This window comes from Meishania litoralis (assembly GCF_042611095.1).
GTDB lineage: Bacteria > Bacteroidota > Bacteroidia > Flavobacteriales > Flavobacteriaceae > Meishania > Meishania litoralis.
On the sequence record NZ_JBHFPV010000001.1, the window covers coordinates 919,234 to 945,011 of the forward strand.

A 25,778-nucleotide genomic window follows, 5' to 3' on the forward strand; every position below is an offset into this window, starting at 1 on the left:
ATCAACAAGCCTTCGGATTTGGATAATTGTCCGATTGATCCTCAGCGGTATTTTCAAGACAGGCAAAATCTTTTTCGAGCAACAAAAAGAGTTCCTTGCCATTGTCGAGCCGAAACATATTCTGAAAACCGACCTCATCATTGGCCTCCCAATCACCCAGTTCATTTTTGGGCAACAGAAGCGTTATTGTATTATCATTGAACCTTGCCGTTAATTGTCGTACCTCGTTTGAAATCGCCACTGCATACGAAAAAAAAGTGTTGTCGAATTCCGTCCGTTCCTCGAACCGCCCATCGGTACAGAGTACTTTTACCTCGGTCCGGGTCAAACGAAAGCGAATCGAATTACCTTTTATCCTAATTTTCATATACTTATATCACTTTTCAATCGTATTCCGTCTAAGGTAACAAATAAATAATATTCGTACTTTAGAAGATGATTGTCCAACATCAGCCAAATTCACCTATTATGATTGCCAACTTTAGCCAATACGGGATTAAGAAATTATTTTTGCCAATTACCAGTGTCGTTCTCTTGGTTTTTGGCTCGTGTAAGGATAAGGCCCAAGAAAAGCCGACCGAAGCTATGGTCGAAGAAGTCGGAACTGCTGACGGGTTCGAGTCGATTTTTGATGGAAGCACTCTTAACAATTGGGATGGCGATCCTACCTACTGGCGCGTGGAAAACGGAAGCCTAATTGGAGAAATTACCCCGGAAACCCTTTTGGATGCCAATACCTTTATTATTTGGCAAGGCGGCGAGCCCTCTGATTTTGAGCTTAAGTTAGAATTCCGAATTTCGGAAAATGGCAATAGTGGCATCAATTATCGTAGTGAACTTTTAGATACGATTCCCTTTGCGCTTCGAGGGTATCAAGCCGATATTGACGGTAAGCATCGGTATACCGGCCAAAATTATGAAGAAAGAAAGCGTACGACCTTGGCCTATCGCGGTGAAAAGGCAGAAATCTCAACACAAGAAAATGCTTCAGAGCCCGAATCGCTAAGAAACAATGTACAAAGAAACGCATGGCAAAGCCGAAAAGTATTGGAGTCGCTAGGACACATGGATTCGCTAAAAACGAAGATTAATAATGATTGGAACGAAGCACATTTGGTCGTTAAGGGCAATACCATGCAACATTTTATCAACGGTATTTTGATGAGCGAGGTAATCGACAACGACTCTGTCAACAGAAATGCTTCTGGCAAACTAGGTATGCAAGTACATGTAGGGCCGCCCATGAAAGTCGAGTATCGGAATATTTCATTAAAACAATAATCACCCTGTTATAAGATTGTCGGAAAGTCTTCTGCGTGCAAAGGCCCGTATGATTCCCACCAATACCAAGCGGTCACCCTGCGCATGGCATATAAATCTTTTCCATCGGTTCTCACATTGATCATACCGTTCAATCGTTTTTTGAACAATCGGGCACCGATTATATCGTTAATGCTCAATGAGCCATCGGGCACTACTTCCATCAAATCAATTTCATTGACATCGGTAAAAGTGCTGGCGATTTCCGTTGAAAAGACCAATGGGGCCCTTGAGCGCGAAGCCAAGCCAATGGCCCCTATAAAATTGGCGCGCGGATGCCCATGGTCTGGTGAGTCACCCGAAGATACGACCGAAATTTGAGGGCGGACGGCCGCAAGAAACGGGGGATGGAATTCGTGGCTACCATGATGCGGTGTTTTCAGCACATTGGCACGTAATTTCTGTTCAGTTCCCGGATGTTCCAACAAATATTTGCTGCCTTCGATGTTCACATCACCTGAAAACAATATCCGTACTTTATCATATTGTATGGAAAAAACGACCGAATGACCATTAATGGTGTGCGGATGGTTCTTGAACCATTTAAACCTCGGATTTCCCACTGCGTCATGTGCTATAACAGGACCCAATATTTCCATAGCTATAACTGGATCGCCAGTGTCAACAAATCCCGTTTCATGGTTTACCGCGGTATAAATAATATTTTTCTGTTGTATCAAGGCGATCCAATCATCGAACGGATTGCGCAGCTGCAAATTTTGTAGATCGGCCAATCCCGAATGATACGTTGTCAAATAATTACCATCGGCACTGCGGTCTCCCGATTTCTCATCCATCCCGTCAAAAAGCCCTATTCCGTTATGAAGAATCCGTTTGACCTCGATTTTCGGATGTTCAAGAATATCTATCAATCCTTTAAGATGATCTCCATCGGCATGGCTCAAGACCATTAGGTCGATAACTAAATCGGGCGAAGCAAGATCCGCCAGTTGGTATTTCCACTGCAAAAAGCCCTTTGCCTGACCATTGGCACCACCATCGATCAAGATTTTTTTTCGATTTGGGGTCACCACCAAGGCCGCATCTCCTTGACCTACATCAATAAAGTAGATTTCCAATTCGCCATTTACCATCAATTCATCGGTGTTGACATATCCTTCATACTTATTTCGATAGGTGGCCTTGATCCTACCGTTCATGGGCTGACCGCTGGTCTTGACCTCTTCGCCATAAATCAATATTTGTTCATAACCGCCATCCGTATCGTTCGTATAAAGTTTTGCGGTTTTCTTTTTGATATAACGGGTCTCCATGATGAACTTGTTTATTTGGGTGGACAAAAACAGATGTAGGGTAATTCTTTAAAAATAAGGTTCTTCGAATACTGAGGAAAAATTAATGTATAATCGGGACGAATTTATGTGCCGATGGTTTTTTTCGAGTTGTGGGCACTACATTGGTATCGACTTTGTAACTGTCTTTTTGTTGAAAGACCCTGACACTTGTTTTCATATCGGCGTATCTAGGGTCTGGAATATAATCTTGTTTCAACATTTTGATGACCTCGATGCTCAAAAAACCGAACTCGCTGACCACTTTGCCATAAAAGCGGTAAACGCCCCTGCCCCTGAAATAATACCGGGCCGCCACAGGCGGAAAGAGCACCGTGTCAAAAACTTGGCCTTCTTGATCGATCATGGTCGCAAAATGCATACGTTTGCCATTGTGAGTGGTAGTATTCTTAACGGTCACCAGATAGCCATAAATATCGATATGACGGTTCAAAAAGCGCCTTAAATCCTTAGTGCACCGATTATTCTTTGGTGGCTCGGCCAATAAATCGAAAGGACTGCAAAGGCAAAACCCCAAAAGCTCCATTTGGGTAAAGGCCGTTTCCAATTTGGTAGTGTTCAGTTGGGGGATCTTGAAATTTTGGTGTCGCGGAGGAAACAGTTTCGGGTGGTCGATCTTTACGTTCTTATTGAGAAAGAGGTAGGCCTTCCACAGCAATTGGTGCTTGTTGATCCCGGTAAACCGAAAAGCATCGATACGGATCAGAATACTGGCCTGGTCTATGGTCATAAAAACACGATCGAGAAAATCTTCCAAGGAGGTAAAATTTCCATTTGCCGTTCGCTCTTTCAAGATGCGTTCAGATACACGGTTTTCAAGTTCTCGCAGATAGCCGAAGCCAAGAAAAATATCGGTCCCGTAGATTACATTTTTATCAAAACTTCTGTTGATACATGGCGGATGTATCGCAGCACCCAACATCCGCGCCTCGTGAACATAGAATTCAGGGCGGTAAAATCCGCCGCCATTGTTGAGTACGGCCACCATATATTCCAGTGGAAAATAGGCCCGCAAAAAAAGTGTCTGATAACTCTCTACGGCATAGCTCGCCGAATGCCCCTTGGCAAAGGCATAGCCCGCAAAACTAGCGATCTGTTCCCAAATTTCCTTGATCAGTTCTTCATCATATTTTCTTTTTCTACAATTCTCAAAAAACTTATCCCTCACTTTCTGAAACGCTGACCGTGACCTAAATTTTCCACTCATACCACGGCGCAATACGTCGGCCTCGCCCAGATCAAGGCCGGCAAAAATGTTGGCCACTTTGATGACGTCTTCTTGATAGACCATTATACCATAGGTTTCGGGCATTATCTTCATCATTACCGGGTGTGCCTTTTCTTCGGCCCTACCTTTGTCACGGTGACGAAGGATGTACTCGCGCATCATACCGCTTTTGGCAACCCCGGGCCGTATGATCGAGCTTGCGGCGACCAGCCCCAGATAATTATCGACTTCCAATTTTTTGAGCAACATTCGCATAGCGGGCGACTCTACATAAAAACAGCCCATGCATTGTGCGGTTTTTACAAGGTCGTTGATCACGGGATCTTCTATAAACTTCTTGACATTATGAATGTCAAGCGTATTATCGATATCAGGGCGATTGTACTTGATGATCTCTAAGGAGTCCTTGATTTTTGCAAGTCCGCGCTGGCCCAGAATATCAAATTTGTAGAGGCCCACATCTTCGGCAATAACCATATCGTAATGGGTCGTAGGGAATCCCTTGGGCGGCAGGTTCGTCGCCGAAAACCAATGCAACGGTTTTTCACTGATCAAGATACCCCCGGCATGAATGCTCAGATAATTGGGCATGCCCTTGATCAGCCGTCCATATTTTATGACCAAACGAGAAACCTCATCGAGTTTTGAAACATCATATCTGCCTTCCGACAGAAAATCGATTTCGCTTTTCGGGAGTCCGAATACCTTTCCCAATTCACGGATCACGCCCCGCTCCTTAAAAGTGACATAGGTGCCCAAAAGGGCCACGTGCTTGAAACGGCTAAAAATATATTCGGTCATTACCGGCCGATCCCGATGCGAAAAATCGATGTCAAAATCTGGCGGATTGGCCCGGTACAGATTGATAAACCGTTCAAAATAGAGATCGAGATCTATTGGATCCACATCGGTGATGCGAAGCAGATAAGCTACGATACTATTCGCCCCGCTACCCCGGCCCACATAGAAAAACCCTTTTCTTCGCGCCTCGGAAACAATATCCCAATTGATCAAGAAATAAGAGACGAAGCCCTTCTCTTTGATCAATCGCAACTCTTTTTGAAGTCGATCATAAATATCTTTTCCCGGATTTTCATAGCGATAGGGCAACCCTTCCCGGCAGAGCCGTTCAATCATTTCTTCGTCTTCTTTCCGACTATCGGTATAGGTTTCAAGGTTTTGTGGCAACCGTTTTTTTGAAAAGTCAAAATGGATGCTGCACGAGTTTAGTAGCCGTTCGGTATTTTCAAGAATAAAGGGATACTCTGAAAAAGCGGCCGCCAAATTTTCGATAGGGAACATTTTTTCATCTTCCTTGGCTTCTTCGGCTTTGTCCAACTTGCTCAGTAAAATATTATTGTCAATGGCCCTTAACAACCGATGTGCATTGAAATCGGCTTTATTTCTAAAGGTAACGGGCTGTTGTACGACCAGTTTATGTTTCAATTTCAGTAATCTTGAAAAGGGCAAGCGTCGCAAATCGGCAATGGAAACCCCTATGTACTCATGCTCTTTAAACCCATGTTGATTGTTTTGCACCACTTTTTCGAAAGGATACACTACATAGGCATTTTCGAACTGAGCTGCAATCGGCGAAAATGCCGTTTCTTTATGTAGATGCTCTGAAAGAAAATTGTTCAACTCAAGGTAGCCTTCATTGTTCTTGGCGATGCCTACATAGCATTGGTCGACCCCATTTCTGAAGTCGATACCAAGTATAGGTCTTATACCATATTCAGGAGCCAATCGTACAAAGTTGAGGTTGGCGGAGGTATTGTTGATGTCGGTCAACGCCAATCGCGTTACATGATTCTCTTGGGCAAGGCGCAAGAGTTCTTTTTCGGAAAAAGTTCCGAAACGGAGACTATAATATGTATGGCAGTTTAGATAGATGTTAGACGCTAGATTTTAGAGATTAGACTTTTAAAGTTCAACTGCAAGTGTCAAATTCAAGTTCAAAGTAGTTCGGTGTTTGCCTAAACCTTTAGAAAACTGTTACACAGGGTCTCACAGAACAAAAAAGATTTTCATAAAGATCTTTGTCTATTCCCTGAACCTTTTATTTAGCTACCAACTACAACTGAAAACTGCCTGCTTTCAACTTCATATTTAGTAATTCTAACTCCCCCCTTTGGGGGCTAGGGGCTTATTGTTTTCTATGTGCCAAAACGATCGGCGGTTGCCCGTTGAACGGATTGTGCATTCGCCCAATGGTATTCTTCCCCATGGCCGAAGCACGTACAACACTTTTATCGCCGTAGCGATTTCGAATATGGTCCATGGCCCGGTAAAGGTTCAAGGCCTCTTCGGTGTCTTCGAACAAGTTGATCTGATAATTACCGCTGACCAAATGACTGAAACGAATACCTATCAGGCGTACCAACATTCTTCGGTAGTAAAGCGCTTTAAACAGTTCCAAGATCTTCGGGATCAAAATATGATCGGCACTGGTATAGGGTATTCGAAGTTGTTTGGTGTAGGTGTTGAAATCGGAATAGCGGATCTTTACCGCGATACAGGCGGTCAACTTTTCGCCCCGCCTTAACTGGTAGGCCAAGTTCTCGGTCATAGCGATCAGAATACCCTTCAACTTCATGACATCGATGGTATCTCTATCAAAAGTGCGTTCGGTAGAAATGGACTTTCTTTCGCAGAACGGAATCACAGGTGTATGATCGATGCCGTTGGCACGTTTCCAGATGACGGTACCATTTTTGCCCAGCACACGCTGCATTACATCCATAGGCATCTCTTGAACTGTCTTTATTTGGCGTAATCCCAGATTGCGCAAGATTTGATAGGTCTTATCGCCCACCATGGGTATCTTTTTAATGGATAACGGGGCCAGAAAAGGTTTTTCAAATCCGTAATCGATCTTTAATTGATTGTTGGGCTTGGCTTCGTTCGTCGCCACTTTAGAAACCACCTTGTTTACCGAAAGTCCGAACGAAATGGGCAGACCCGTTTCTTTTATAATCTTATGCCGCAATTCAGATGCATATTTATAGCATCCGAAGAAACGGTCCATACCCGTTAGGTCGGCATAAAACTCATCGATGCTCGATTTCTCGAACAAGGGCACTTTCTCTTTAATGATCTCGGTAACTACATCGGAAAACTGACTATAGGTACCCGCATTACCCTTAATTACTTCAGCTTCGGGACACAGTTCCCTAGCCATTTTCATGGGCATTCCCGAGTGTATACCGAAACCTCTTGTCTCATAACTACAAGCTGCGACAACGCCCCTATCACTGATACCACCGACAAGTATCGGCCTGCCTTCTAAACGGCTATCGAGCTTACGCTCTACCGATACAAAAAAAGTATCGAGATCGAGATGAAGAATGGTTTTGTTCATTGCATACCAAAAAGCATGCTAATATATGGAATATTTCCTATTTTTTGGATTATTTCCTATTTTTCAATAAAAAAGCCCTGACCATGATCAGGGCCTTCCCATATCACGATAAACCTGCCTAATCAAAGGCAAAACCGGTGAAAATTCTAAATAGCAATGCATATAGACCGACCACTATGAGCAAGAAACTGAACCATGCGAAAATCTTCAAGTAATTCTTTAGTATGAAGTGGCCCAGATTTCTAAAACCTTCCAAATAAATCTCCTTGATAAGTACAGCTGTTTTCATAATTACATCATTTTGTCGTTATACATGGTAATTAGAAACCAAAGGCCATGCTAGGGTCACTATCTGGTGGAAATAATGGTTTAAATGGGCAAAAACTAGGTGAAATACGCAATTCGGGCAGTTTTTATCTAGGCGGAAAGCAATAAAGAATTTCGGTTCCCGCCTTCGCGGGAATGACATTTCATAAGAACCCCGACGCAGAGCATCGGGGAATTCTCCTCGATTAAAAGGTATGCTCTTGATTTATTTTGGGAAATGTCTTAAGCCCTTTATTTACCAGGCGCAATGGTCCAACCGCTTTTAGGAATGTACCAAACATCCTTATTCAAGTCGATGCCCCCACCAATTTCTTCCTGTACCACCCTATCAATTATGTAAATACCTTTTTCGGCCATATTGTTGAAATCATCGATTCCATTGTTCGGAAAACCGACCCGTGTTCTGTGTATATTGAATTTTTCGGCAAACTTCATATCAAAGGCCTTTTCAACGCCTTCCTTGCCGAGCATGAACCCCAATAGTCCGCCCCAAGTAGCGGTGGGGTTATCGGAATCCCACCCGCAAAGTGCCCCGATCTTAATGGTTTCCTTTAAATTACCTTCCCCATAGAACAGACTTATGATACTGGCGCCAAAATTGATGCCCGCAGCAAAACAGCCGTTACAGACCTTATCTTTCGTAGCCCACTCATACCCGTCTTCTTGACGCACCTGGTATTTTTCATGAAGGGCGTCACGGGTTTCTTCCCAAGTCGATCCCGATTCATATCGGGTCTTTACGAAATCATACATCTTTGCGGAATAAGAATCATCAGGAAGTCTTTTTCCCGCCTCAGAGGCCATCCATGTCAAATTCTCTTTCATCGATTTATTTGGATTCGCCAAAGGAGCCAATGAATACATGATGACATTGAATTCTGAAATCCATTCCGCATTTTGCCGTGCCACATTTTGAATGGGCAAACGTGCCATTTTCAAGGCCACGTCAGGGCGGGTCGGGGCAAAAAAACCAAAAATCTCGGTAGTAAGCTGGGCATCGATCATCTCATAATCGGCATTGTTACTCGGGTCTCCGGTAGCCGGCGGGACCATTCCCTTTTGCATCAAGTCCAAAGCCGTTTGGTTCGAGACCCACAAAAAATTCTCTTCTTCGGTTTTGATATGTTTCAACCAGCCCTCACGGATCTGTTCGCCCGTCAAGATGCTCGTTTCATTTTCGTACAATAAGGTTTGGTAGATGTATTCGATATCGGTATCGTCGTCGGCACCCCAGATACTATCTTCAGCTGCGTAGAGAAAATCAATGGTTTCAGAATATGTATTGGAGCCCCAAAGATTAGGCCGGTCGGGCTTGCCCCAGTCATCACGCGTATAAAAACCGCCCCCTTTTCCGTCTTTGGTCGGAATTCCTATTTTGTCCATTTCGGTAACCAATCCCGTCCAATTTGCAATGCACTGCGCCAGCCAAAAGCCATATAAACGGTTCTTGTAATCTTCCCTAGAAATTATGACATCGGTAGGGTCTGCAGTATACTCCCCATAGGTCAACCTAGAATCGACCATCGTATTCGCAATAGTCTTTTCAGTATCCGACAATCTCTCTTTACAAGAAAGCAAACAAAGGCAAAATACCATTGCGACCAATGGCCATGATCTTAATTCGAAAAACATAGCTTGTCTTATTTTATTTGAACTTAAACATCTTAAAAATAAGAAAAGCATCGATCTTCAAGAAGGCCTTTCGTAACCAAATACTCTTTTTACCGGCACATCTTGATTATATTGCTATTTTTAAAAGGAAAATCCAATTCTTGAAAAGAGTAACGTAAATGCCAAGGCTTAAAAACCAAATCTTTAACATCTTGTTTTTTATCGTCTTGATGACAATGACGGCCTGCAAGGAGAAACGGGAATTACCCGTTATTAACGAGGAAAAAGCAAAAAATGAATGGACATCGATTTTCAACGGTAAGGACCTAAAGGGCTGGACGATGAAAATAAACGGTTACCCTTTGGGCGAGAATTTCGGAAGTACTTTCAGGGTCGAAGACAGCATTCTGAGCATACGTTACGATGAATACGGCCCTGAATTCGGGCAACGGTTCGGCGCACTCTTTTATGAAAAGGAACTTTCAAACTACAGATTGAAAGTGGAATACCGTTTCGTCGGCGAAACGGCACCGGGAGCCCCTGAATGGGGGTATCGCGATAGTGGGGTTCAGATCCATACCCAACCCCCGAATACGGTAAAATTGGACCAACAATTTCCTATTTGTCTCGAATACAACCTACATGGGGGCAATGGTACCGATGACAGGCCTTTGGGTGCCATTTGCGGCATAGGCATGAAAGTCGAGGTAGACGGAGTGAAAAGCGATCTCTTTTGCGCACCGGCCAAGGTGGGCCGAACCTTTCACGGCGACCAATGGGTCACCATCGAAATCGATGTCAAAGATGGAAAAATGACCCACTTCGTCAATGGGGAAGAAATCATGGATTACGCCAACCCTTCTTATGATCCCGAGAACGAGTTTGCGAAAATGTTCATCAAGAATGGCAACACCTCAGTGAACAGCGGATATATTTCCTTACAATCGAACAGCCATCCCATCGATTTTAGAAAAATAGAACTGCTTGAATATTAACATCCCTCAAAACTTCAAAATGAAAGTATTGGTTTCATTGAATTTTCCTTCCATTGGGATAGCGATGCTCAAAAAAGAAGGATTAGAGGTCACTACATGGACCAACGATCTTCCCATGAACAGGGAACAACTTATCACGGCCAGCCAAAAGCATGATATTCTGCTCTCCTCAAGCATCTATAAACTGGATGCCGATTTTCTCGATCAGAACAAACACCTGAAATTGATTTCGCAATTTGCGGCCGGGTACAACAATATCGATCTAAAAAAAGCGTCTGAATTGGGCATTCCCATCGCCAATACGCCAAATGCCATGTCACATGCAACCGCCGATATCGCTTTTGGGCTGATGTTGGCAGTGGCACGCAAAATGTTCCATATGCACAAAACGATCATTTCAGGAGATTGGGGGCATTTTCGTCCACAGGCCAATTTGGGCATGGAACTCACAGGAAAGACCGTTGGTATTTTCGGAATGGGAAGAATAGGAACCGAATTCGCCAAACGCTGTTTCGGAGCCTATGATATGAAGGTCATTTATCACAATAGAACCAGAAATCCAGAAGCGGAAAAAGGCTTAAAGGCAACGTATGTTACTTTTGATGAACTGTTGCGGCAAAGTGATGTGCTATCGGTAAATGCCGGACTTTCGGAAGAAACCAAAGAACTGTTCAATGCCGAGGCATTCTCGAAAATGAAACCGTCGGCCATTTTCATCAATACCGCAAGAGGAGGCATTCACAATGAACCGGATCTTATAGCCGCACTTCGCAACAAAACCATTTGGGGCACCGGATTGGATGTTACCAATCCTGAACCCATGAAACCCGATAATCCGTTGCTGAATATGGAAAATGTCGCCGTGTTGCCCCATATCGGTTCGGCCACCATAGAAGCGCGAAACGAAATGTCAAGGCTCGCCGCCCTGAATATCGTTCAATTCACCAAGGGAGAACCTATCGAAAACCTGGTTCGGACATAGGCATGAATGGCCATTTAACGTGAGTTCGATATAATCAATAAAATACATTATATTGATTTTCAATTGTTTGCAAACCTATGTCAGGTCGAGCGCAGTCGAGACCTCATCAAAAAACTCGGATTTTACCTACCTCTCGACTTCGCTCGAGGTGACATGTGCCAATTTACGGAAGACTGTAAAATACCAAATTTTAAATCGAACTCATGTCATTTCAGGTCTGTTAAAAAGGAAGATTTTTCAAATCTACATTGCCCCCCGAAATTATAATTCCGGTTTTTTTATTTTTGAACCTTTGTTTCTCGCGCAATACGGCCGCCAAGGCTACCGCGCTTGAGGGTTCGACAATAATCTTCATCCGCTCCCAGATCAATCGCATGGCATTTACTATTTCATCTTCCGTCACCCTGATTATGGCATCGACGTGGTCTAAAATAATCGGAAAGTTCTTGTCGCCCAATTGTGTCTTAAGTCCATCGGCAATCGTATCGGTCGTTTCATTGCCCTCTATTTTTCCGCTTTGTAAAGAACGGTAGGCGTCATCGACCTCAAAAGGTTCGCTTCCGATAGCCTTACAATCATTTCCGAAGTTTTGTACCGCCAGGGCCGTTCCCGCAATGAGTCCCCCACCACCTACAGGCGCGACGACAAAATCAAGGTCAGGATGGTCTTGCAACAACTCCAAACAGGCCGTGCCCTGCCCTATTATGACATTTTCATCATTGGATGGATGGATAAAGGTAGCGCCCGTTTCTACTTGGATCTTTTGTGCCGCTTTGGCCCGGGCCTCCAATGTCGGTTCGCACTCAACGATTTTTCCGCCATAACCCATAACGGCATCCTTCTTTACTTGCGGAGCCGAGGAAGGCATTACGATATAGGCCTCGACACCGATACTTTTTGCCGCAAGGGAAAGGGCCTGTGCGAAATTTCCCGAGGAGTGGGTAACCACGCCCCTTTTCTTCTGTTGATCATCGAGCAATAATATGGCATTGGTCGCGCCCCTCATTTTATAAGCGCCCATTCTTTGAAAATTCTCACATTTAAAGAAAAGTTCGCTTGTTGAAAGCTTATCTATTTGGAAAGAAGTAAGCACGGGCGTTCGATGCACATACGGTTTGATTCGCTCGTAACATTGCAACAACTGTCGTTTCGCGTTTTCTATTGCCACTATTTTTGTTTTTTCAATTCAAAGATACTTTACTTCCCGATTTCACGGCTTCATAGATGGCATCGATAATTTTCATGTCTTTTACCCCTTCTTCACCGTTTACGGGCACTATGGGCTGTTTCCCCTCGAAAATAAGTTCTGCCATTCCATCCATTTGCAATGTCTGATGGGTCGTATGGGGCTGATCTAGTTCACCCTTGTGGGTACGTCCTTTGATAGGTCCATAACCGGTAGACGGTCTCATTTCCATCCATCCCTTGGAACCTGTCATAAAGAATCGGTCCAGATTGTTCATCGCATAGGTAGACAGGCAATTGGCCACCGCTCCACTGGGAAAACCCATCTGAAACTGAATGGTCTCATCGACACCTTCCTTAAATTTCTCGGTATCGGTTTTCGTTTCTTGGGCCGTGACCCAGACGGGTTCCTCACCCAACATATAACGGGCACCGTTTATGGAGTAGATACCGATATCCATCATGGCCCCGCCTCCGGCCAACTTCTTGTTCAATCTCCATTGGGTTGGATCTCCGATTACAAAACCAGACTGGCCCTGAAAAAATTTGGGTTTACCGAATTCACCATCCTTTCGCATGCGAATGACCGCGACGGTGTTCGGCTCATAATGCATTCGATAGCCGATCAACAATTTTACATTCGCGGCCTTGCAGGCATCGACCATTTTTTGTCCTTCTTCGGCATTGATTCCCATGGGCTTTTCACAGATTACATGCTTGCCCGCTTTTGCGACGCGAATGGTTTGTTCGCAATGCAGGCCATTGGGAGTAATAACATATACTGCGTCGATATCAGGATTATTCTTTATTTCATCGAAATTTTCGTAGTTATAGCAATTCTTGTTCGGAATACCGTATTCTTTCTGCCATGTCTCGACTTTCGAGGGCGTACCACTGATGACACCGACCAATTTGGCGCGTTTGCAATCTTTCATCGCTTTTGCTACCCGGGTGCCATAACTGCCCAGTCCCATGATGGCGACCCGAAGCGTCTTGCCCTGATAGGGTCTGTCAGAAGCCGCAAACAACCCTGTAGCGTTAAAGGCAAGTGGCAAACCGATTGCCGAAACGGTAAGCTTTTCAATAAAATTTCTACGTGATGCCATTATTCTTCGATTTTGTTTAAAAATAGAAATAAAATGCTTTTTAAACCCAATTCTGACGAATCGCTTTGCGTACCTTATAACAAACTTATTTTAATGCCTATCTTTTTTTGCCATTAGCCAATTCACCAAAGCTATGACCACCATGCAATGAGATATTCGCATTACATGAGTACTATATTGAACAACACTATAAACTATGTGCATTTTGACGACCAGCTACCGTCGTAAACATTACTGGCAATATGAACCTAAAAAATCTAAATAAAATAATGGACTTACCCGATTCGGGAAAAATGCCCGTTCTATTTCTTGGCCACGGTAGTCCGATGAACGCCATTGAGGAAAATGAATTCGTCAATGGATTTAGGAGAGTCAGCAGAGAAATTTCCATGCCGAGGGCGATTCTCTGTATTTCGGCCCATTGGGAAACGAAAGGAACATTCGTTACCGCCATGGAAAACCCAAGGACTATTCACGATTTTGGCGGTTTTCCCCAAGAATTGTTCGATGTTCAATATCCTGCACCGGGAAGTCCTGAATTGGCAAAACAAACCAAGGATATCGTCACAAAAACCGACATTGGCTTGGATGAGAAATGGGGGCTCGACCACGGTGCATGGAGTGTTATCAAGCACATGTACCCGAGTGCCAATATACCCATAATTCAACTGAGCTTGGATTATTCAAAACCCGCCCGTGATCATTATGACCTTGCCAAACAACTGTCACCGTTGAGACAAAAGGGTGTATTGATAGTGGGCAGTGGAAACATGGTTCATAATCTAAGATTGGTCGCTTGGGACAAATTGGCAGGTAAACCCTATGCCTACGATTGGGCCACCGAGGCAAACGAAAAAATGAAGTCAAAGATTTTGAGCGGAAATTTTGAAAAGCTGATCGATTACAAAAATCAAGGTAAGGCATTCGATTTGGCCATTCCCACACCGGAGCATTATTTGCCACTGCTCTATACACTGGCCCTGAAAGACAAAAATGACGAAACAACATTATTCAATGACCTGCCCGTTGGCGGTTCCTTGTCCATGACTTCCGTCAAATTTGAATGAAAAACAATCAAGCTTCGAAACATGTTCCTTTAACTTACTCGAACCTGCAATACTATTTCAAAATATAACCCGTAGCATACTCTAGTAAGAATTTGCCATGGATAGTAAAACAAATACAAATCATAATGACGTCCATCATTCCTTTTATTCAAGGTAAATTCTAACTTTACCGTTATGCTCGATCGCTACCTTCCCGTTTTTATCATATTGGCCATATTGGCCGAGATTTTGGGTACGGTCGGCGGTTTTGGTTCATCGGTCTATTTTGTACCCATTGCCAATTTCTTTTTAGATTTTCAATCGGTTTTAGGAATCACTGCCCTATTCCATTTATCGAGCAATATTTCTAAAATCGCCATGTTCAAAAAAGGGTTCGATAAGAAAATCGTCATGACTTTGGGTATTCCGGCGGTGCTATTTGTTTCGGTCGGAGCTTGGTTGAGCAAATTTATCGATGCTACCATGTTGACCTATTTGTTGGGAATATTTTTGATCGCGCTCAGCTTGATTTTCTTGATCTTCAGAAAACTCGTCGTGACACCTAACGTCAAAAATTCAATAATCGGAGGGTCTCTATCGGGACTTAGTGCAGGTGTTTTGGGAACTGGAGGGGCGATAAGGGGCATTACCCTCGCCGCATTCAAAATGGACAAGAACAAATTCATAGCAACTTCAGCCATTATCGATCTGGGCGTTGATCTTAGCCGATCGATCGTATACTACTTCAATGGTTATATGCGAAAAGAACATTTATATCTAGTGCCGATTCTTTTGGTCGTGAGTATATTGGGCACCTGGGTGGGCAAAAAAATATTGGATAGAATCACCCAAGAACAGTTTCGGGGTTTTGTGCTGTTCTTGATCTTGGGCATCGGGATCGCGAGTATTGTTTCAGAGGTATGGAAATAACCCGTTGCTTAAGGTAGCCTAAAAAATAGAATCCATATTAAATTTCGGACATCATGATAGTATATGACCATCTTCCATTTCAATGATACGGTCGGTCCGTTTGGCAAAATCCTCATCGTGGGTCACGACCAATAGCGAAAGTCCTACTTCTTGTTTTAAACGTTTGAAAATATCGAATACATTTTCAGAATTGTGACTATCGAGATTACCCGTGGGCTCATCTCCCATTAAAATAGTGGGATTGTTGATAAGGGCGCGGGCAATGGCCACACGTTGTTTTTCGCCTCCCGAGATCCTTGAAGCGCGTTGTTCGGCCAAATGCGCTATGTGTAACATTTTCAATTTCTCATGGGCGTCATGCCTAATTTCAGAATGTGATTTTTCGCCCAACTTTTTTGCCGGTAACATCACGTTTTCAATAACGCTGAATTCAGAGAGCAAATAATGGAACTGAAACACAAAACCGATATTTTTATTTCGAATAACCGATAATTCTTGATGGTGTTTTCCGGTAACCAATGTATTGTTCAAGTAGAGCTCACCGGTATAATCGGTATCCATAGTTGAGAGAATGTACAGTAAGGTCGATTTTCCCGAACCCGACTTTCCCATTATCGAGGCGAACTCACCTTCTTTGACTCCAAAAGTGATATCCTTGAGCACATGAAAATCTTTGGGCTTGTAAAAATGTTTGTTGATATTTTTTGTTTCGAGAACCAGTTTCATAGTACAATTCAAGTACCCCTTATAATACGTACGGGATCTATTTTCTTTGCCTTGTTCGCCGGCAGATAACCCGCTATGAACGTCGATATCAAAGCGAAAATAATTCCGATCACATAGTACAAAGCATTATAATTTACCGGAAAGGTCTTTATGGTGGGCAATGCTTCGGTCTCAAAAGGGGCATTATCGATGAGAACCGAAAGACCGAAACCGATCAACAATCCCAAAATTCCACCTACGATACCGATCAGCATGGCCTGACTTAAAAAAATGAATTGCACATCACGCCCCGAAAACCCTGTCGCCTTTAGTATGGCAATGTCCTTCATTTTTTCGTATATGAGCATGTTCAATATGTTGTAAATACCAAAACCGGCAACGATAAGCAAGGTTATCGATACGGCATAGGTTATCATATTGCGAATGCTGGATCCGGTTTCAAATTGTGCGTTGGCTTCCTTAATATCGGTCGCTTTTATGTCGAACTGTTGTTCCATTTCCCTGGCCATCGGCACGGCCTTGTCCATATTCCATAACTTGATATTGATATCGGTAATATAGTTTTGAGCTTCCCCGAGTATACGCTGCGTGGTCTTTAGGTTGACATAACTTTGAATATTGTCCACCTCCGCCAGGCCGCTTTGATAGATGCCGACTATGGTGAGGGGGAAAATATCGCCCGCTATGGTACTGACCTGTACCCGATCCCCAAGCTCGAGCGACATCTTCTTGGCAAGCCCCGCACCGAGCAAAATACCATTGTCATTGTTTTGCAAGGCCTCTGGAGTACCCTCGACGATATAGTCGTGAAAATTTGAAAGACGAACTTCCTCCATCACATCGATACCGATAAGATTGCCCCCCAATTCTATGGAACCCGAGATGTAGAATATCTGTGCCTGAACTTGCGGTGTGGCCCCTTTGACCGCTTCTTCGCTTTTAAGATAATTCAAGATCGGTAATGCATTGTGAATTTTCTTTTGACTTTGTTTCGGCCTTACCGAGTGTACCACATTGAACGCATTCTCAAAGTCATCGAATAGCGCGATAGGCTGTTTTTTCGAAGGCTCGATTTCATTGTACAAATGAATGTGGGGGGTACGGTTCAGAACGAGCCCATCGAGCAGACCGTTCAACCCTGTCATAAAACTGACCAAAGTGATATAGGCCCCTATACCGAAAGTGACTCCCAGTGCCGCCGTAACGGTACTCTTCATTTTGGTCAACAGGTGGGTCTTGGCAATACTTAAAATAACATTCCAATTGATCATTGCTCGGGTTTGATAATTGGTGTGTCTTGGTCTAGGCCTTCGAGAATTTCTACTTTATCCAAATTTTGAAGTCCGGTTTTGACCTCGATAAGTCCGTCTTCAGTCTGCACCTGATTGCCGTTTACCAAATACGACCTTGGAATCACAAGAACGTCCTCCCGTTGCGCGATAACAATATTTCCTTCTCCGGCCAGACCTGGATACAATATCACGGGTGCCTTGTCAAAAAGCGCTTCGACCCTAAAAGTTTGGGAACGCTCATCCTTTTGGGGGTAGATCTTACTGACCTTTGCCTCGAATGCCCGATCTTGATATGCATCTAAGGTCACCAAAACCTTTTGACCTTTTTTTACCCTTACGATATCGACCTCATCGATCAAAAGTTCGATGATGAAAGTATTCGCACTACCGATCGCCGCAAGGGGATCGCGCGTTGTCACGATCTCCCCGGGCTCTTTAAAAAGTGCGTACACTTTGCCGTCTATCTTGCTGGCTACGGTAAAATCTCGGGTATTGATCTTGGAGGCCTCATAATTGTTTTTTGCCTGTTGTACCTGGGTTCTCAATTCATTCTTGGTTCGGTCATATCTGCTATTCAAAAGGCTCAGATTGCTCTGGGAAAGGTCATAGGCCAATCTGCGATTATCATATTCGATTTTAGAACCTATTTGTTGCTCCCATAGCCGTTTTTGTCTGAAAAAGTTTATGGAATCGTTTTGAAACTTCAAGGTCGCCGCCTGTATCTCATCTTCCAACGCTTTTAAGATAGCGGAGCTTCCATCGTAATTCTCTTGGGCCAATCGCAAGGCTAGTTTGGCATTTTCGGTATTGAGTTTTGGCGTATTGTTGATTATCTGTGCCAAGGGAGTTTCTTTTCGCACTATTTCCCCTTCCTCTACCAAATTCATGTCAAGAATGCCGGCAACAGCGGCAAAGGCCCGATATAGACTATCCGGTTGAACGGTCACAGAGGAATAGACCGACTCGGTAAGTGCCGTTTTCTCAGGAAATATCCTCTCTTGGTCCTCCCCGCAAGAAAACATTAAAAAAAGAAGAAAAACACATTTTATCAAGCGCATACCAATCGGTGAAATGGATTCGTAATTACTAAATGTAGTAATAATCCTTTGAAACATAGAGGTAGGAGGAATCATATTTATTACCGACAAATATTGGTAGTGCTACAAGTTTTAACAATGATAATTGTCATAAGATTTATGGTAATGCACAATTACCTTTGAGACTTAAAACAGTAAACCATGACCATAGAAATTCACTATGTGCAGATGTCAACCAGTGATAGCATGAACGAGCTTGTAACCCAAAAGCTCAATAAATTGGCAAAAAAGTACGACTGGTTGATTCGCGCACAAGTTCATTTTAAGTTGGATAACGATCCTTCGGGAAATGGAAAAATCTGTGAAATAGAATTGAGCGCCCCCGGGCCAAGGATCTTTGCAAAGTCGAATACCGATGATTTTGAAAAATCGTTAAACCAGACCATACATGAACTCGACGGTCAATTGCGCAAGAAAAAAACCATAATGAAAAAGCATTGATTCCATACCCCTAAATCAGTCTATGATGAACAAGATTCTTGTACCGGTCGATTTTTCAGAACATTCGGAATACGCTTTGGAAGTTGCCGCAACACTTGCCAAAAAGTATAAGGCCAAGATTGTGGTACTTCATATGCTTGGCCTGTCGGAAGCCGTTTTCACCAAAGACGATTCGCAAGAATTTATGGAGGCCCAGTTCTATATGAAACTATCCAAAAAAAGATTCTCGGAATTTTTGGACAAACCCTATCTCAAGGGTATCGAAGTATCGGAAACGATACAGAACTATAAGATCTTCAGCGAAATCAACGATGTAGCCAAAGAGCAAAATATCGATTTGATAGTAATGGGGTCGCACGGTACGGGCGGGCTGGGCGAAATCTTCGTTGGATCCAACACCGAAAAAGTGGTTCGAACATCCGAAGTACCCGTGCTTGTAATCAAGAAAAAAACTTCCGATTTTAAGATCGAAAATGTGGTGCTAGGCTTTGATTTTCGAATCGAAAACAAGAATGCCTATCAAAAAGCGATCCAACTATTCAATGGCTTGCATGCCAAGGTTCATTTGGTACAGGTGAACCTTCCTGGGATAAATTTCATGAGCACGACAGAGATTCAAGAAGAAACAGATAAATTTCTAAGGGTCGCCCATCACGGTGATTTGCCCCGCAGCATCGAAATTCATGAAATTTCGGACTATTCGGTGGAAAGGGGCGTTTATAACCATGCGAATAAGATCGGTGCCGATCTTATAGCCGTATTGACCCATGGTCGCAGCGGACTTGCACACTTCTTTAAGGGCAGCATTGGTGAAGACTTGGCCAATCATGCCAAACTACCGGTGATGACTTTCAAAATTTAGTCCCTCCATTTTCCAAGTTTTCCATATTGGCCAAAACCGATCACTTAAAAACTTTATACAAGCGCACAATAAGGCTCAAGACCTGACTTTAGTCATAAAACCCATGCTCGCAAGCCCATAATTTTGTGGCGCCTTTTTTAAAAACAAGTGTACAAAAGCATAAAATATGGAAGTAATGGAAAAGACCCGTACAAGGGTTTACCGATTTGGCAACAAGACAGCCGATGGTAGTAGCAAAATGAAAAATCTTTTAGGTGGCAAGGGTGCCAACCTAGCTGAAATGAGCGTTATTGGTATTCCCGTACCACCCGGTTTTACCATTACCACCGAGGTTTGCACCGAATACAATGAATTGGGCAAAGAAACCACGGTCAATTTGATCAAAGAAGAAATTGAATCGGCCGTCGAAAATATAGAGGGCACAATGGGCTCCGTATTCGGAGATCAAGACAACCCCTTATTGCTTTCGGTCCGCTCAGGGGCACGCGTTTCAATGCCGGGTATGATGGATACGGTTCTCAATCTAGGTCTTAATGATAAAGTCGTTCAGGGCTTGGCATCAAAGACCGGCAACGAACGGTTTGCCTGGGATTCTTATCGTAGGTTCATTCAAATGTACGGGGGTGTAGTGCTGGGAATGAAACCGGAGTCAAAGGATGACATAGACCCTTTTGAGGAAATAATGGAGCACCTCAAGCGCAAAAGGGAAATTGAACTTGACACGCAGTTCACCGTTCAAGATTTGAAAGACTTGGTCTACGACTTCAAGGATGCCGTAAAAAAACGTACGGGTAAAAATTTCCCCACAGATCCTTGGGAGCAATTATGGGGAGCCATAATGGCCGTATTCAATAGCTGGAACGGTGATCGCGCAGTCTACTATCGCAAAATGAACGGTTACCCCGCTGAATGGGGCACCGCCGTTAATGTTCAGGCCATGGTATATGGTAATATGGGTGAAAATTCGGGTACGGGAGTATGCTTTACCCGAGACGCTGCCACGGGTGAAAATGTTTTCAATGGCGAATATTTGATCAATGCTCAGGGAGAAGATGTAGTTGCAGGTGTGCGAACCCCACAGCAGATTACAAAGCTGGGGTCGCAACGTTGGGCCGAGTTGGCAAAAATAGAGGAAAACGATAGGGCAGCAAATTATCCCTCTTTGGAAGAATTGATGCCTACTATGTACAAAGAGCTTTATAAGTATCAAGACATTCTTGAAAAGCACTATCGCGATATGCAAGATATGGAGTTTACCATTCAAGACGGCAAACTCTGGATCCTTCAGACCCGGAACGGAAAACGTACAGGAGCGGCCATGGTCAAGATCGCAATGGATTTATTAAAAGATGGCCAAATCGAGGAAAGGGAAGCCTTGTTAAGAATCGACCCGAACAAGCTCGATGAACTTCTTCATCCGGTATTCGATCCGAAAGCGATAAAGCGGGCAAATATTATCGCCCAGGGCCTGCCCGCATCACCTGGTGCGGCAACGGGACAAATAGTCTTCTTTGCCGAAAACACCAAAAAATATAAAAACACCATTTTGACGAGAATAGAAACCTCACCAGAAGACTTGGAAGGGATGAACCTTGCAAAAGGTATTCTGACCGCTCGAGGGGGAATGACCTCACATGCGGCGGTAGTGGCCAGAGGTATGGGAAAATGCTGTATTTCAGGAGCGGGTGCGCTCAAAATCGACTACAAGAACCGCACTTTGACCGTCGATGGCAAAGAATATCATGAAGGCGACTGGATTTCTTTGAACGGTTCTACCGGAAATATCATCGAAGGAAAGGTAGCTACCTGCCAACCCGAATTGAGCGGTGAATTTGCAGAGGTCATGAAACTTGCGGACAAATACGCTACGATGCAAGTAAGAACGAATGCCGATACCCCTAAAGATGCCCAAGTAGCCCGTAATTTTGGTGCACAGGGCATCGGCCTTGCAAGAACGGAGCATATGTTCTTCGAAGTCGACCGGATCAAGGCCATGCGCGAAATGATCTTGGCCGATACGGTCAAGGGTAGAAAAAATGCGCTGGAAGAATTATTGCCCATGCAACGTGCCGATTTTGAAGGCATCTTCGAAGCAATGCAAGACCTTCCCGTTACGGTGAGGTTGCTCGACCCGCCATTGCATGAATTCGTTCCCCACCAGTTGGCCACACAAAAAGAACTCGCAGAAGATATGCATATTTCCCTGGCCGCCGTTAAGGGCAAGGTGGCCGAACTTCATGAGTTCAACCCCATGTTGGGCCACAGAGGTTGTCGATTGGGCAATACCTATCCTGAGATCACCGAAATGCAGACGAGGGCCATTATCGAGGCCGCACTCAACCTAAAGGAGAAAGGAATCACTGCCAAACCAGAAATTATGGTTCCGTTGGTAGGTACCTACGAAGAATTCGTTGCCCAAGAGAAGGTCATTCGAGAAACGGCCCAAAAAGTATTCGAAGAATATGATGACACTATCGAATTTCTTGTGGGAACCATGATCGAAATTCCCAGGGCCGCACTCATGGCAAATAAAATTGCCGAAAAAGCTGAATTTTTCTCTTTTGGAACAAACGACCTCACACAGATGACCTTTGGTTATAGCCGTGATGATGCCGGTAAATTTCTTCCGATCTACTTGGAAAAAGGAATTCTCAAGGTCGATCCTTTTGAGGTCTTGGACCAAGAAGGTGTCGGCCAGCTGGTCAAAATGGCCACGGAAAGAGGTAGGAGTGCCAAACCGCAACTTAAGGTGGGCATTTGCGGTGAACATGGCGGCGAACCAAGTTCGGTCGAATTCTGCCATACTATAGGTATGAACTATGTAAGTTGTTCTCCTTTCAGGGTGCCGATCGCCCGGGTGGCCGCTGCCCAAGCTGCCATATCCGGTAAATAAAAGATGATTGTTTCAAAAAAAAGCGCCATAGCTTTACTAAGTAAAAAGGTGGGGTCGAGATGCCCCACCTTTAAATTGACATTCACTCTGTTATTGCCTTTAATCTATTGAAAATCAAATATGTAAAAACTTGCTTATGTAACTTTTGTTACCCTTTAAGATGACCAATATCATAGAAATCCATCGGTGGTCAACTTAACTTTACGCCCATAAACAAGTCCACTTAAACCAAAAGGCAATGAAGAATCTAGTTATTTTAGGTGCCGGAACCTCTGGCACTATGATGGCGAACCATCTGGTCAAAAAGCTTCCGAAAAAAGATTGGAAAATATCCATAGTAGACCAGTGCGAGACACACTACTACCAGCCGGGCTTCCTTTTTCTTCCCTTTGATATCTATACGAGCAAGCAGGTGAAAAAAAATGGCAAGAAGTTCATTCCGAAAGCAGTGGACTATATCAATGAAAAAATCGAACGCATTGTTCCGGAAGAAAACAACGTACAGCTCGCCAATGGTAAGGTACTTGCCTATGACATTTTGATCATAGCGACCGGAACTGATATCGCACCTGAGGAAGTAGAAGGAATGAAAGGCCCTAAATGGCACGAGAACATCTTCGATTTCTATACATACAAGGGTGCCAAAGCCCTGCGCAACAAGCTTCGCGAATGGGAAGGCGGAAAGTTGGTAGTGCACATTACCGAGATGCCCATTAAATGCCCCGTCGCACCCTTGGAATTCGCCTTTCTGGCCGATTCTTATTTCAAGAACAAAGGAATGCGCGATAAGGTCGACATTACCTTTGTAACCCCTTTGGGCGGAGCTTTTACAAAGCCAAGGGCAACAGCGGCACTACACCATCTGCTTGAGGAGAAGGGTATTTCAGAAGTGACCGATTTCGCTATAGAGCGGGTCGACTATAAGAACAACAAAATCATCGACTATGCCGATACCGAGGTCGAATACGACCTTTTGGTAACGGTACCCACCAATATGGGCGATTCGGTTATCGAACGCTCCGGTTTGGGAGACGACCTCAACTTTGTGCCGACCAACAAGGCGACACTACAGAGTTTGAACCATGAAAATATTTTCGCCATTGGCGATGCTACCAATCTGCCCGCGTCAAAAGCAGGGTCCGTTGCCCATTTCGAGGCCGAAATATTGACCGAAAATATTGTGAGGTACATCGAAGGGATTCCATTAAAAGAAGAATTCGATGGCCATGCCAATTGCTTCGTTGAAACGGGCAATGGCAAGGCCCTTTTAATAGATTTCAATTACACCCACGAGCCTGTAGAAGGAACTTTTCCGTTCCCCGGGGTCGGACCTTTGCAACTTTTAAAGGAAAGTCATGCAAACCATATGGGCAAGATGGCCTTTAGGTGGATCTATTGGAACATGCTCATCAAGGGTATCCACATTCCTTTTGTATCGGCCACTATGTCTGAAAAAGGAAAACATTTTGAAGAGGAAGTACAGTAATAATTTTAAATAAACAACATGGAAAAAGTTATATCGAACAAGACCATTTCAGTAAACGAAGAAGGATATCTCACCGATTTCTCGCAGTGGGACAAGGAAATCGGTCTCGAAATCGCCAAGGAACAAGATATCGAAATGACCGATAAGCATTGGCAGGTCATCGACTATATTCACGATAAGTTCGAAAAAGAAGAACCCTTATCGATCCGTGGAATCAAGAAAAGCGGGGTCATCGATATTAAGGAATTCTACCAATTGTTTCCTGGTGGGCCGCTTAAAAAGGCCACAATGATAGCCGGAATTCCAAAACCTAAGAGCTGTATCTAAAAACGACAAAATAAAAGATCATGAGCAAGACCAAGGTTAAAAAAATGATGTTCATCTTGTCAAAGGCCACCATTGAAAACGTCTATGCAGCTTTTATAATGGCCAATGGCGCAAGAATGGAGGGCATTGAATCGGAGATATTTTTTACGTTTTTCGGATTGGAGGCCGTTCAAAAGAAAAAACTTGAACACCTTCATGTCGCAACGGTCGGCAACCCTGCTATGCATATACCTACGATATTGGGTGGATTACCGGGTGTTGAAGCCTTTGCCACGAAAATGATGAAGAAAGAAATGGAAGAATTGGACATTCCGCCCGTTGGCGAGTTTTTGGAAATTCTTTCTGATTCAGGATGTCGGCTTTGGGCCTGTAAATTGGCCGTCGATATGTTCCATCTCAAAGAAGAAGACCTTATCGACGAGGTAGAGGGCATATTGACCATCGGTGATTTTTATAACAGGGCTGATCAAGAAGGCACCCAATTGCTTTTCATATAACAGAGCCCTAATAAAAAAACAACGGGACAAAGCCCGTTGTTTTTTTACTTCTTTTAACCGAATATTACCCTGTGGTACTTGTCATGGCGATAAATCTTCCCGATGACTATTTTTCCATCAAATGGGCCAATTGCTCGCTTTCCAGAACATGTTCGGTTATAGTGAACAGCTCTTTGCGGTTTTCACGCACTTCTTTGACGAATTGCGCGATCGCATCTTCGAGTTCTTGATGTTCTTCCCTAAATTCTGTAGCGCTTTTGCTTGAGGTATCATCGCTCAAGCTTGCCAAATGGCCTAAATGTTCTTCGACCTTTGCCAAGAGCGATTCACATTCCCTGGTGTCATCCAAAATTCCCTTTCCTACCTTTTGCACCTCCTCCAAATTGTCCTTTTGGGTAATCCAAATAAAGTATTTGTCGATCAGGTGGTGCAAGAACTTTAGATCATCCTTATAGAACAAAAGATCCGATTTCCAGTGCTTTGTCAATACGTACAATTCTTGCCAATTGGTCTCCTTTATAAATTCGGCCTTAGGCCTAGCTCTAAAATCATTCATAACCATTGTGTTTTGATGTTATAAAAATAGTTCGGTGCCCTGAAGCGCAAAATGACTTTTGTCATAAGAGCCAGAGATGTTCTCCATCATCTTTTGAAGATTATGGCGCTTAATAAAAAAGCTTATAGCATTTCATATCAAATTACCTCCGATTTTTTAATTAAACCCGTCTTGACAAAAAAGAAAAAGGGTAATTT

23 protein-coding genes are annotated in these 25,778 nt (G+C 43.7%); 11 read left to right on the plus strand and 12 right to left on the minus strand.

The features are described from left to right. Nucleotide 1: 1 nt before the first annotated feature. A complete protein-coding gene (locus ACEZ3G_RS04100; RefSeq protein WP_432424173.1) occupies nt 2-367 on the minus strand; it encodes a DUF7009 family protein in 366 nt (121 codons plus the stop codon). A gap of 101 nt (nt 368-468) precedes the next feature. Between ACEZ3G_RS04100 and ACEZ3G_RS04105 the strand changes: the two genes are divergently transcribed. Beyond that, nucleotides 469-1,281: a 3-keto-disaccharide hydrolase gene (locus ACEZ3G_RS04105; RefSeq protein ID WP_432424174.1), complete on the plus strand. Its 813-nt coding sequence runs from the start codon at nt 469-471 to the stop codon at nt 1,279-1,281. Nucleotides 1,282-1,289: 8 nt separating this feature from the next. Here the strand turns inward: ACEZ3G_RS04105 and ACEZ3G_RS04110 are convergent, their stop codons facing one another. The 5 genes from ACEZ3G_RS04110 to ACEZ3G_RS04130 all read right to left on the minus strand — a co-directional run bounded on the left by ACEZ3G_RS04110 (nt 1,290) and on the right by ACEZ3G_RS04130 (nt 9,106). Then, nucleotides 1,290-2,594 carry a ComEC/Rec2 family competence protein gene (locus ACEZ3G_RS04110; RefSeq protein WP_432424175.1) on the minus strand — a complete coding sequence of 435 codons (1,305 nt, stop codon included), beginning with the start codon at nt 2,592-2,594 and terminating at the stop codon, nt 1,290-1,292. A gap of 82 nt (nt 2,595-2,676) precedes the next feature. After that, complete coding sequence (locus tag ACEZ3G_RS04115) at nt 2,677-5,754, minus strand: DNA polymerase III subunit alpha (protein ID WP_432425143.1); 3,078 nt, start codon at nt 5,752-5,754, stop codon at nt 2,677-2,679. 253 nt (nt 5,755-6,007) lie between these two features. Beyond that, the gene (gene dinB / locus ACEZ3G_RS04120; RefSeq protein ID WP_432424176.1) at nt 6,008-7,222 is read right to left on the minus strand and encodes a DNA polymerase IV; all 1,215 of its coding nucleotides are present in this window, start codon (nt 7,220-7,222) and stop codon (nt 6,008-6,010) included. 118 nt (nt 7,223-7,340) lie between these two features. After that, on the minus strand, nt 7,341-7,511 hold the full coding sequence (locus ACEZ3G_RS04125; protein ID WP_432424177.1) for a DUF6747 family protein: 171 nt from the start codon (nt 7,509-7,511) through the stop codon (nt 7,341-7,343). A 269-nt stretch (nt 7,512-7,780) separates the two neighbouring features. Beyond that, the gene (locus ACEZ3G_RS04130) at nt 7,781-9,106 is read right to left on the minus strand and encodes an ADP-ribosylglycohydrolase family protein (protein WP_432424178.1); all 1,326 of its coding nucleotides are present in this window, start codon (nt 9,104-9,106) and stop codon (nt 7,781-7,783) included. A 233-nt stretch (nt 9,107-9,339) separates the two neighbouring features. Between ACEZ3G_RS04130 and ACEZ3G_RS04135 the strand changes: the two genes are divergently transcribed. Beyond that, complete coding sequence (locus ACEZ3G_RS04135) at nt 9,340-10,155, plus strand: 3-keto-disaccharide hydrolase (RefSeq protein WP_432424179.1); 816 nt, start codon at nt 9,340-9,342, stop codon at nt 10,153-10,155. 19 nt (nt 10,156-10,174) lie between these two features. Beyond that, nucleotides 10,175-11,137 (plus strand): 2-hydroxyacid dehydrogenase, encoded by a 963-nt coding sequence (locus ACEZ3G_RS04140; protein ID WP_432424180.1) that lies wholly within the window; start codon nt 10,175-10,177, stop codon nt 11,135-11,137. 220 nt (nt 11,138-11,357) lie between these two features. Here ACEZ3G_RS04140 and ACEZ3G_RS04145 read toward each other — a convergent pair whose 3' ends face one another. Continuing rightward, entirely contained in the window at nt 11,358-12,305 is a 948-nt protein-coding gene (locus ACEZ3G_RS04145; RefSeq protein WP_432424181.1) for a pyridoxal-phosphate dependent enzyme, read from the minus strand. A gap of 13 nt (nt 12,306-12,318) precedes the next feature. Further along, nucleotides 12,319-13,428, minus strand: a complete 1,110-nt coding sequence (locus tag ACEZ3G_RS04150; protein WP_432424182.1) for a Gfo/Idh/MocA family protein — start codon at nt 13,426-13,428, stop codon at nt 12,319-12,321. Nucleotides 13,429-13,670: 242 nt separating this feature from the next. Here ACEZ3G_RS04150 and ygiD point away from each other — a divergent pair, with 242 nt between their 5' ends. Next, entirely contained in the window at nt 13,671-14,495 is an 825-nt protein-coding gene (gene ygiD, locus ACEZ3G_RS04155) for a 4,5-DOPA-extradiol-dioxygenase (protein ID WP_432424183.1), read from the plus strand. A 174-nt stretch (nt 14,496-14,669) separates the two neighbouring features. Next, entirely contained in the window at nt 14,670-15,404 is a 735-nt protein-coding gene (locus tag ACEZ3G_RS04160; RefSeq protein ID WP_432424184.1) for a sulfite exporter TauE/SafE family protein, read from the plus strand. Nucleotides 15,405-15,455: 51 nt separating this feature from the next. On the opposite strand, the gene ACEZ3G_RS04165 is transcribed toward ACEZ3G_RS04160, so the two are convergent. Genes ACEZ3G_RS04165 through ACEZ3G_RS04175 form a run of 3 tightly spaced genes read right to left on the minus strand, consistent with a single transcriptional unit; the run spans nt 15,456 to nt 18,480 of the window. Further along, complete coding sequence (locus tag ACEZ3G_RS04165; protein WP_432424185.1) at nt 15,456-16,130, minus strand: ABC transporter ATP-binding protein; 675 nt, start codon at nt 16,128-16,130, stop codon at nt 15,456-15,458. An 8-nt stretch (nt 16,131-16,138) separates the two neighbouring features. Beyond that, nucleotides 16,139-17,401 (minus strand): ABC transporter permease, encoded by a 1,263-nt coding sequence (locus tag ACEZ3G_RS04170; protein WP_432424186.1) that lies wholly within the window; start codon nt 17,399-17,401, stop codon nt 16,139-16,141. Next, complete coding sequence (locus tag ACEZ3G_RS04175; protein ID WP_432424187.1) at nt 17,398-18,480, minus strand: efflux RND transporter periplasmic adaptor subunit; 1,083 nt, start codon at nt 18,478-18,480, stop codon at nt 17,398-17,400. The genes ACEZ3G_RS04170 and ACEZ3G_RS04175 overlap by 4 nt, the downstream gene beginning before the upstream one ends. 180 nt (nt 18,481-18,660) lie before the next feature. On the opposite strand from ACEZ3G_RS04175, the gene hpf reads away from it, so the two are divergent. The 6 genes from hpf (at nt 18,661) to ACEZ3G_RS04205 (ending at nt 25,025) form a co-directional block, all read left to right on the plus strand. After that, nucleotides 18,661-18,960 (plus strand): ribosome hibernation-promoting factor, HPF/YfiA family, encoded by a 300-nt coding sequence (gene hpf, locus ACEZ3G_RS04180; protein WP_432424188.1) that lies wholly within the window; start codon nt 18,661-18,663, stop codon nt 18,958-18,960. 22 nt (nt 18,961-18,982) lie between these two features. Next, the gene (locus tag ACEZ3G_RS04185; RefSeq protein ID WP_432424189.1) at nt 18,983-19,822 is read left to right on the plus strand and encodes a universal stress protein; all 840 of its coding nucleotides are present in this window, start codon (nt 18,983-18,985) and stop codon (nt 19,820-19,822) included. Nucleotides 19,823-19,988: 166 nt separating this feature from the next. Next, the gene (ppdK, locus tag ACEZ3G_RS04190) at nt 19,989-22,715 is read left to right on the plus strand and encodes a pyruvate, phosphate dikinase (RefSeq protein ID WP_432424190.1); all 2,727 of its coding nucleotides are present in this window, start codon (nt 19,989-19,991) and stop codon (nt 22,713-22,715) included. Nucleotides 22,716-22,953: 238 nt separating this feature from the next. Further along, a complete protein-coding gene (gene sqr, locus ACEZ3G_RS04195) occupies nt 22,954-24,201 on the plus strand; it encodes a type III sulfide quinone reductase, selenoprotein subtype (RefSeq protein WP_432424191.1) in 1,248 nt (415 codons plus the stop codon). A gap of 18 nt (nt 24,202-24,219) precedes the next feature. Then, nucleotides 24,220-24,528 (plus strand): TusE/DsrC/DsvC family sulfur relay protein, encoded by a 309-nt coding sequence (locus tag ACEZ3G_RS04200; protein ID WP_432424192.1) that lies wholly within the window; start codon nt 24,220-24,222, stop codon nt 24,526-24,528. Nucleotides 24,529-24,548: 20 nt separating this feature from the next. Then, nucleotides 24,549-25,025, plus strand: a complete 477-nt coding sequence (locus ACEZ3G_RS04205) for a DsrE/DsrF/DrsH-like family protein (RefSeq protein WP_432424193.1) — start codon at nt 24,549-24,551, stop codon at nt 25,023-25,025. Nucleotides 25,026-25,131: 106 nt separating this feature from the next. Here ACEZ3G_RS04205 and ACEZ3G_RS04210 read toward each other — a convergent pair whose 3' ends face one another. Further along, nucleotides 25,132-25,581 (minus strand): hypothetical protein, encoded by a 450-nt coding sequence (locus ACEZ3G_RS04210; protein WP_432424194.1) that lies wholly within the window; start codon nt 25,579-25,581, stop codon nt 25,132-25,134. Nucleotides 25,582-25,778 lie beyond the last annotated feature (197 nt).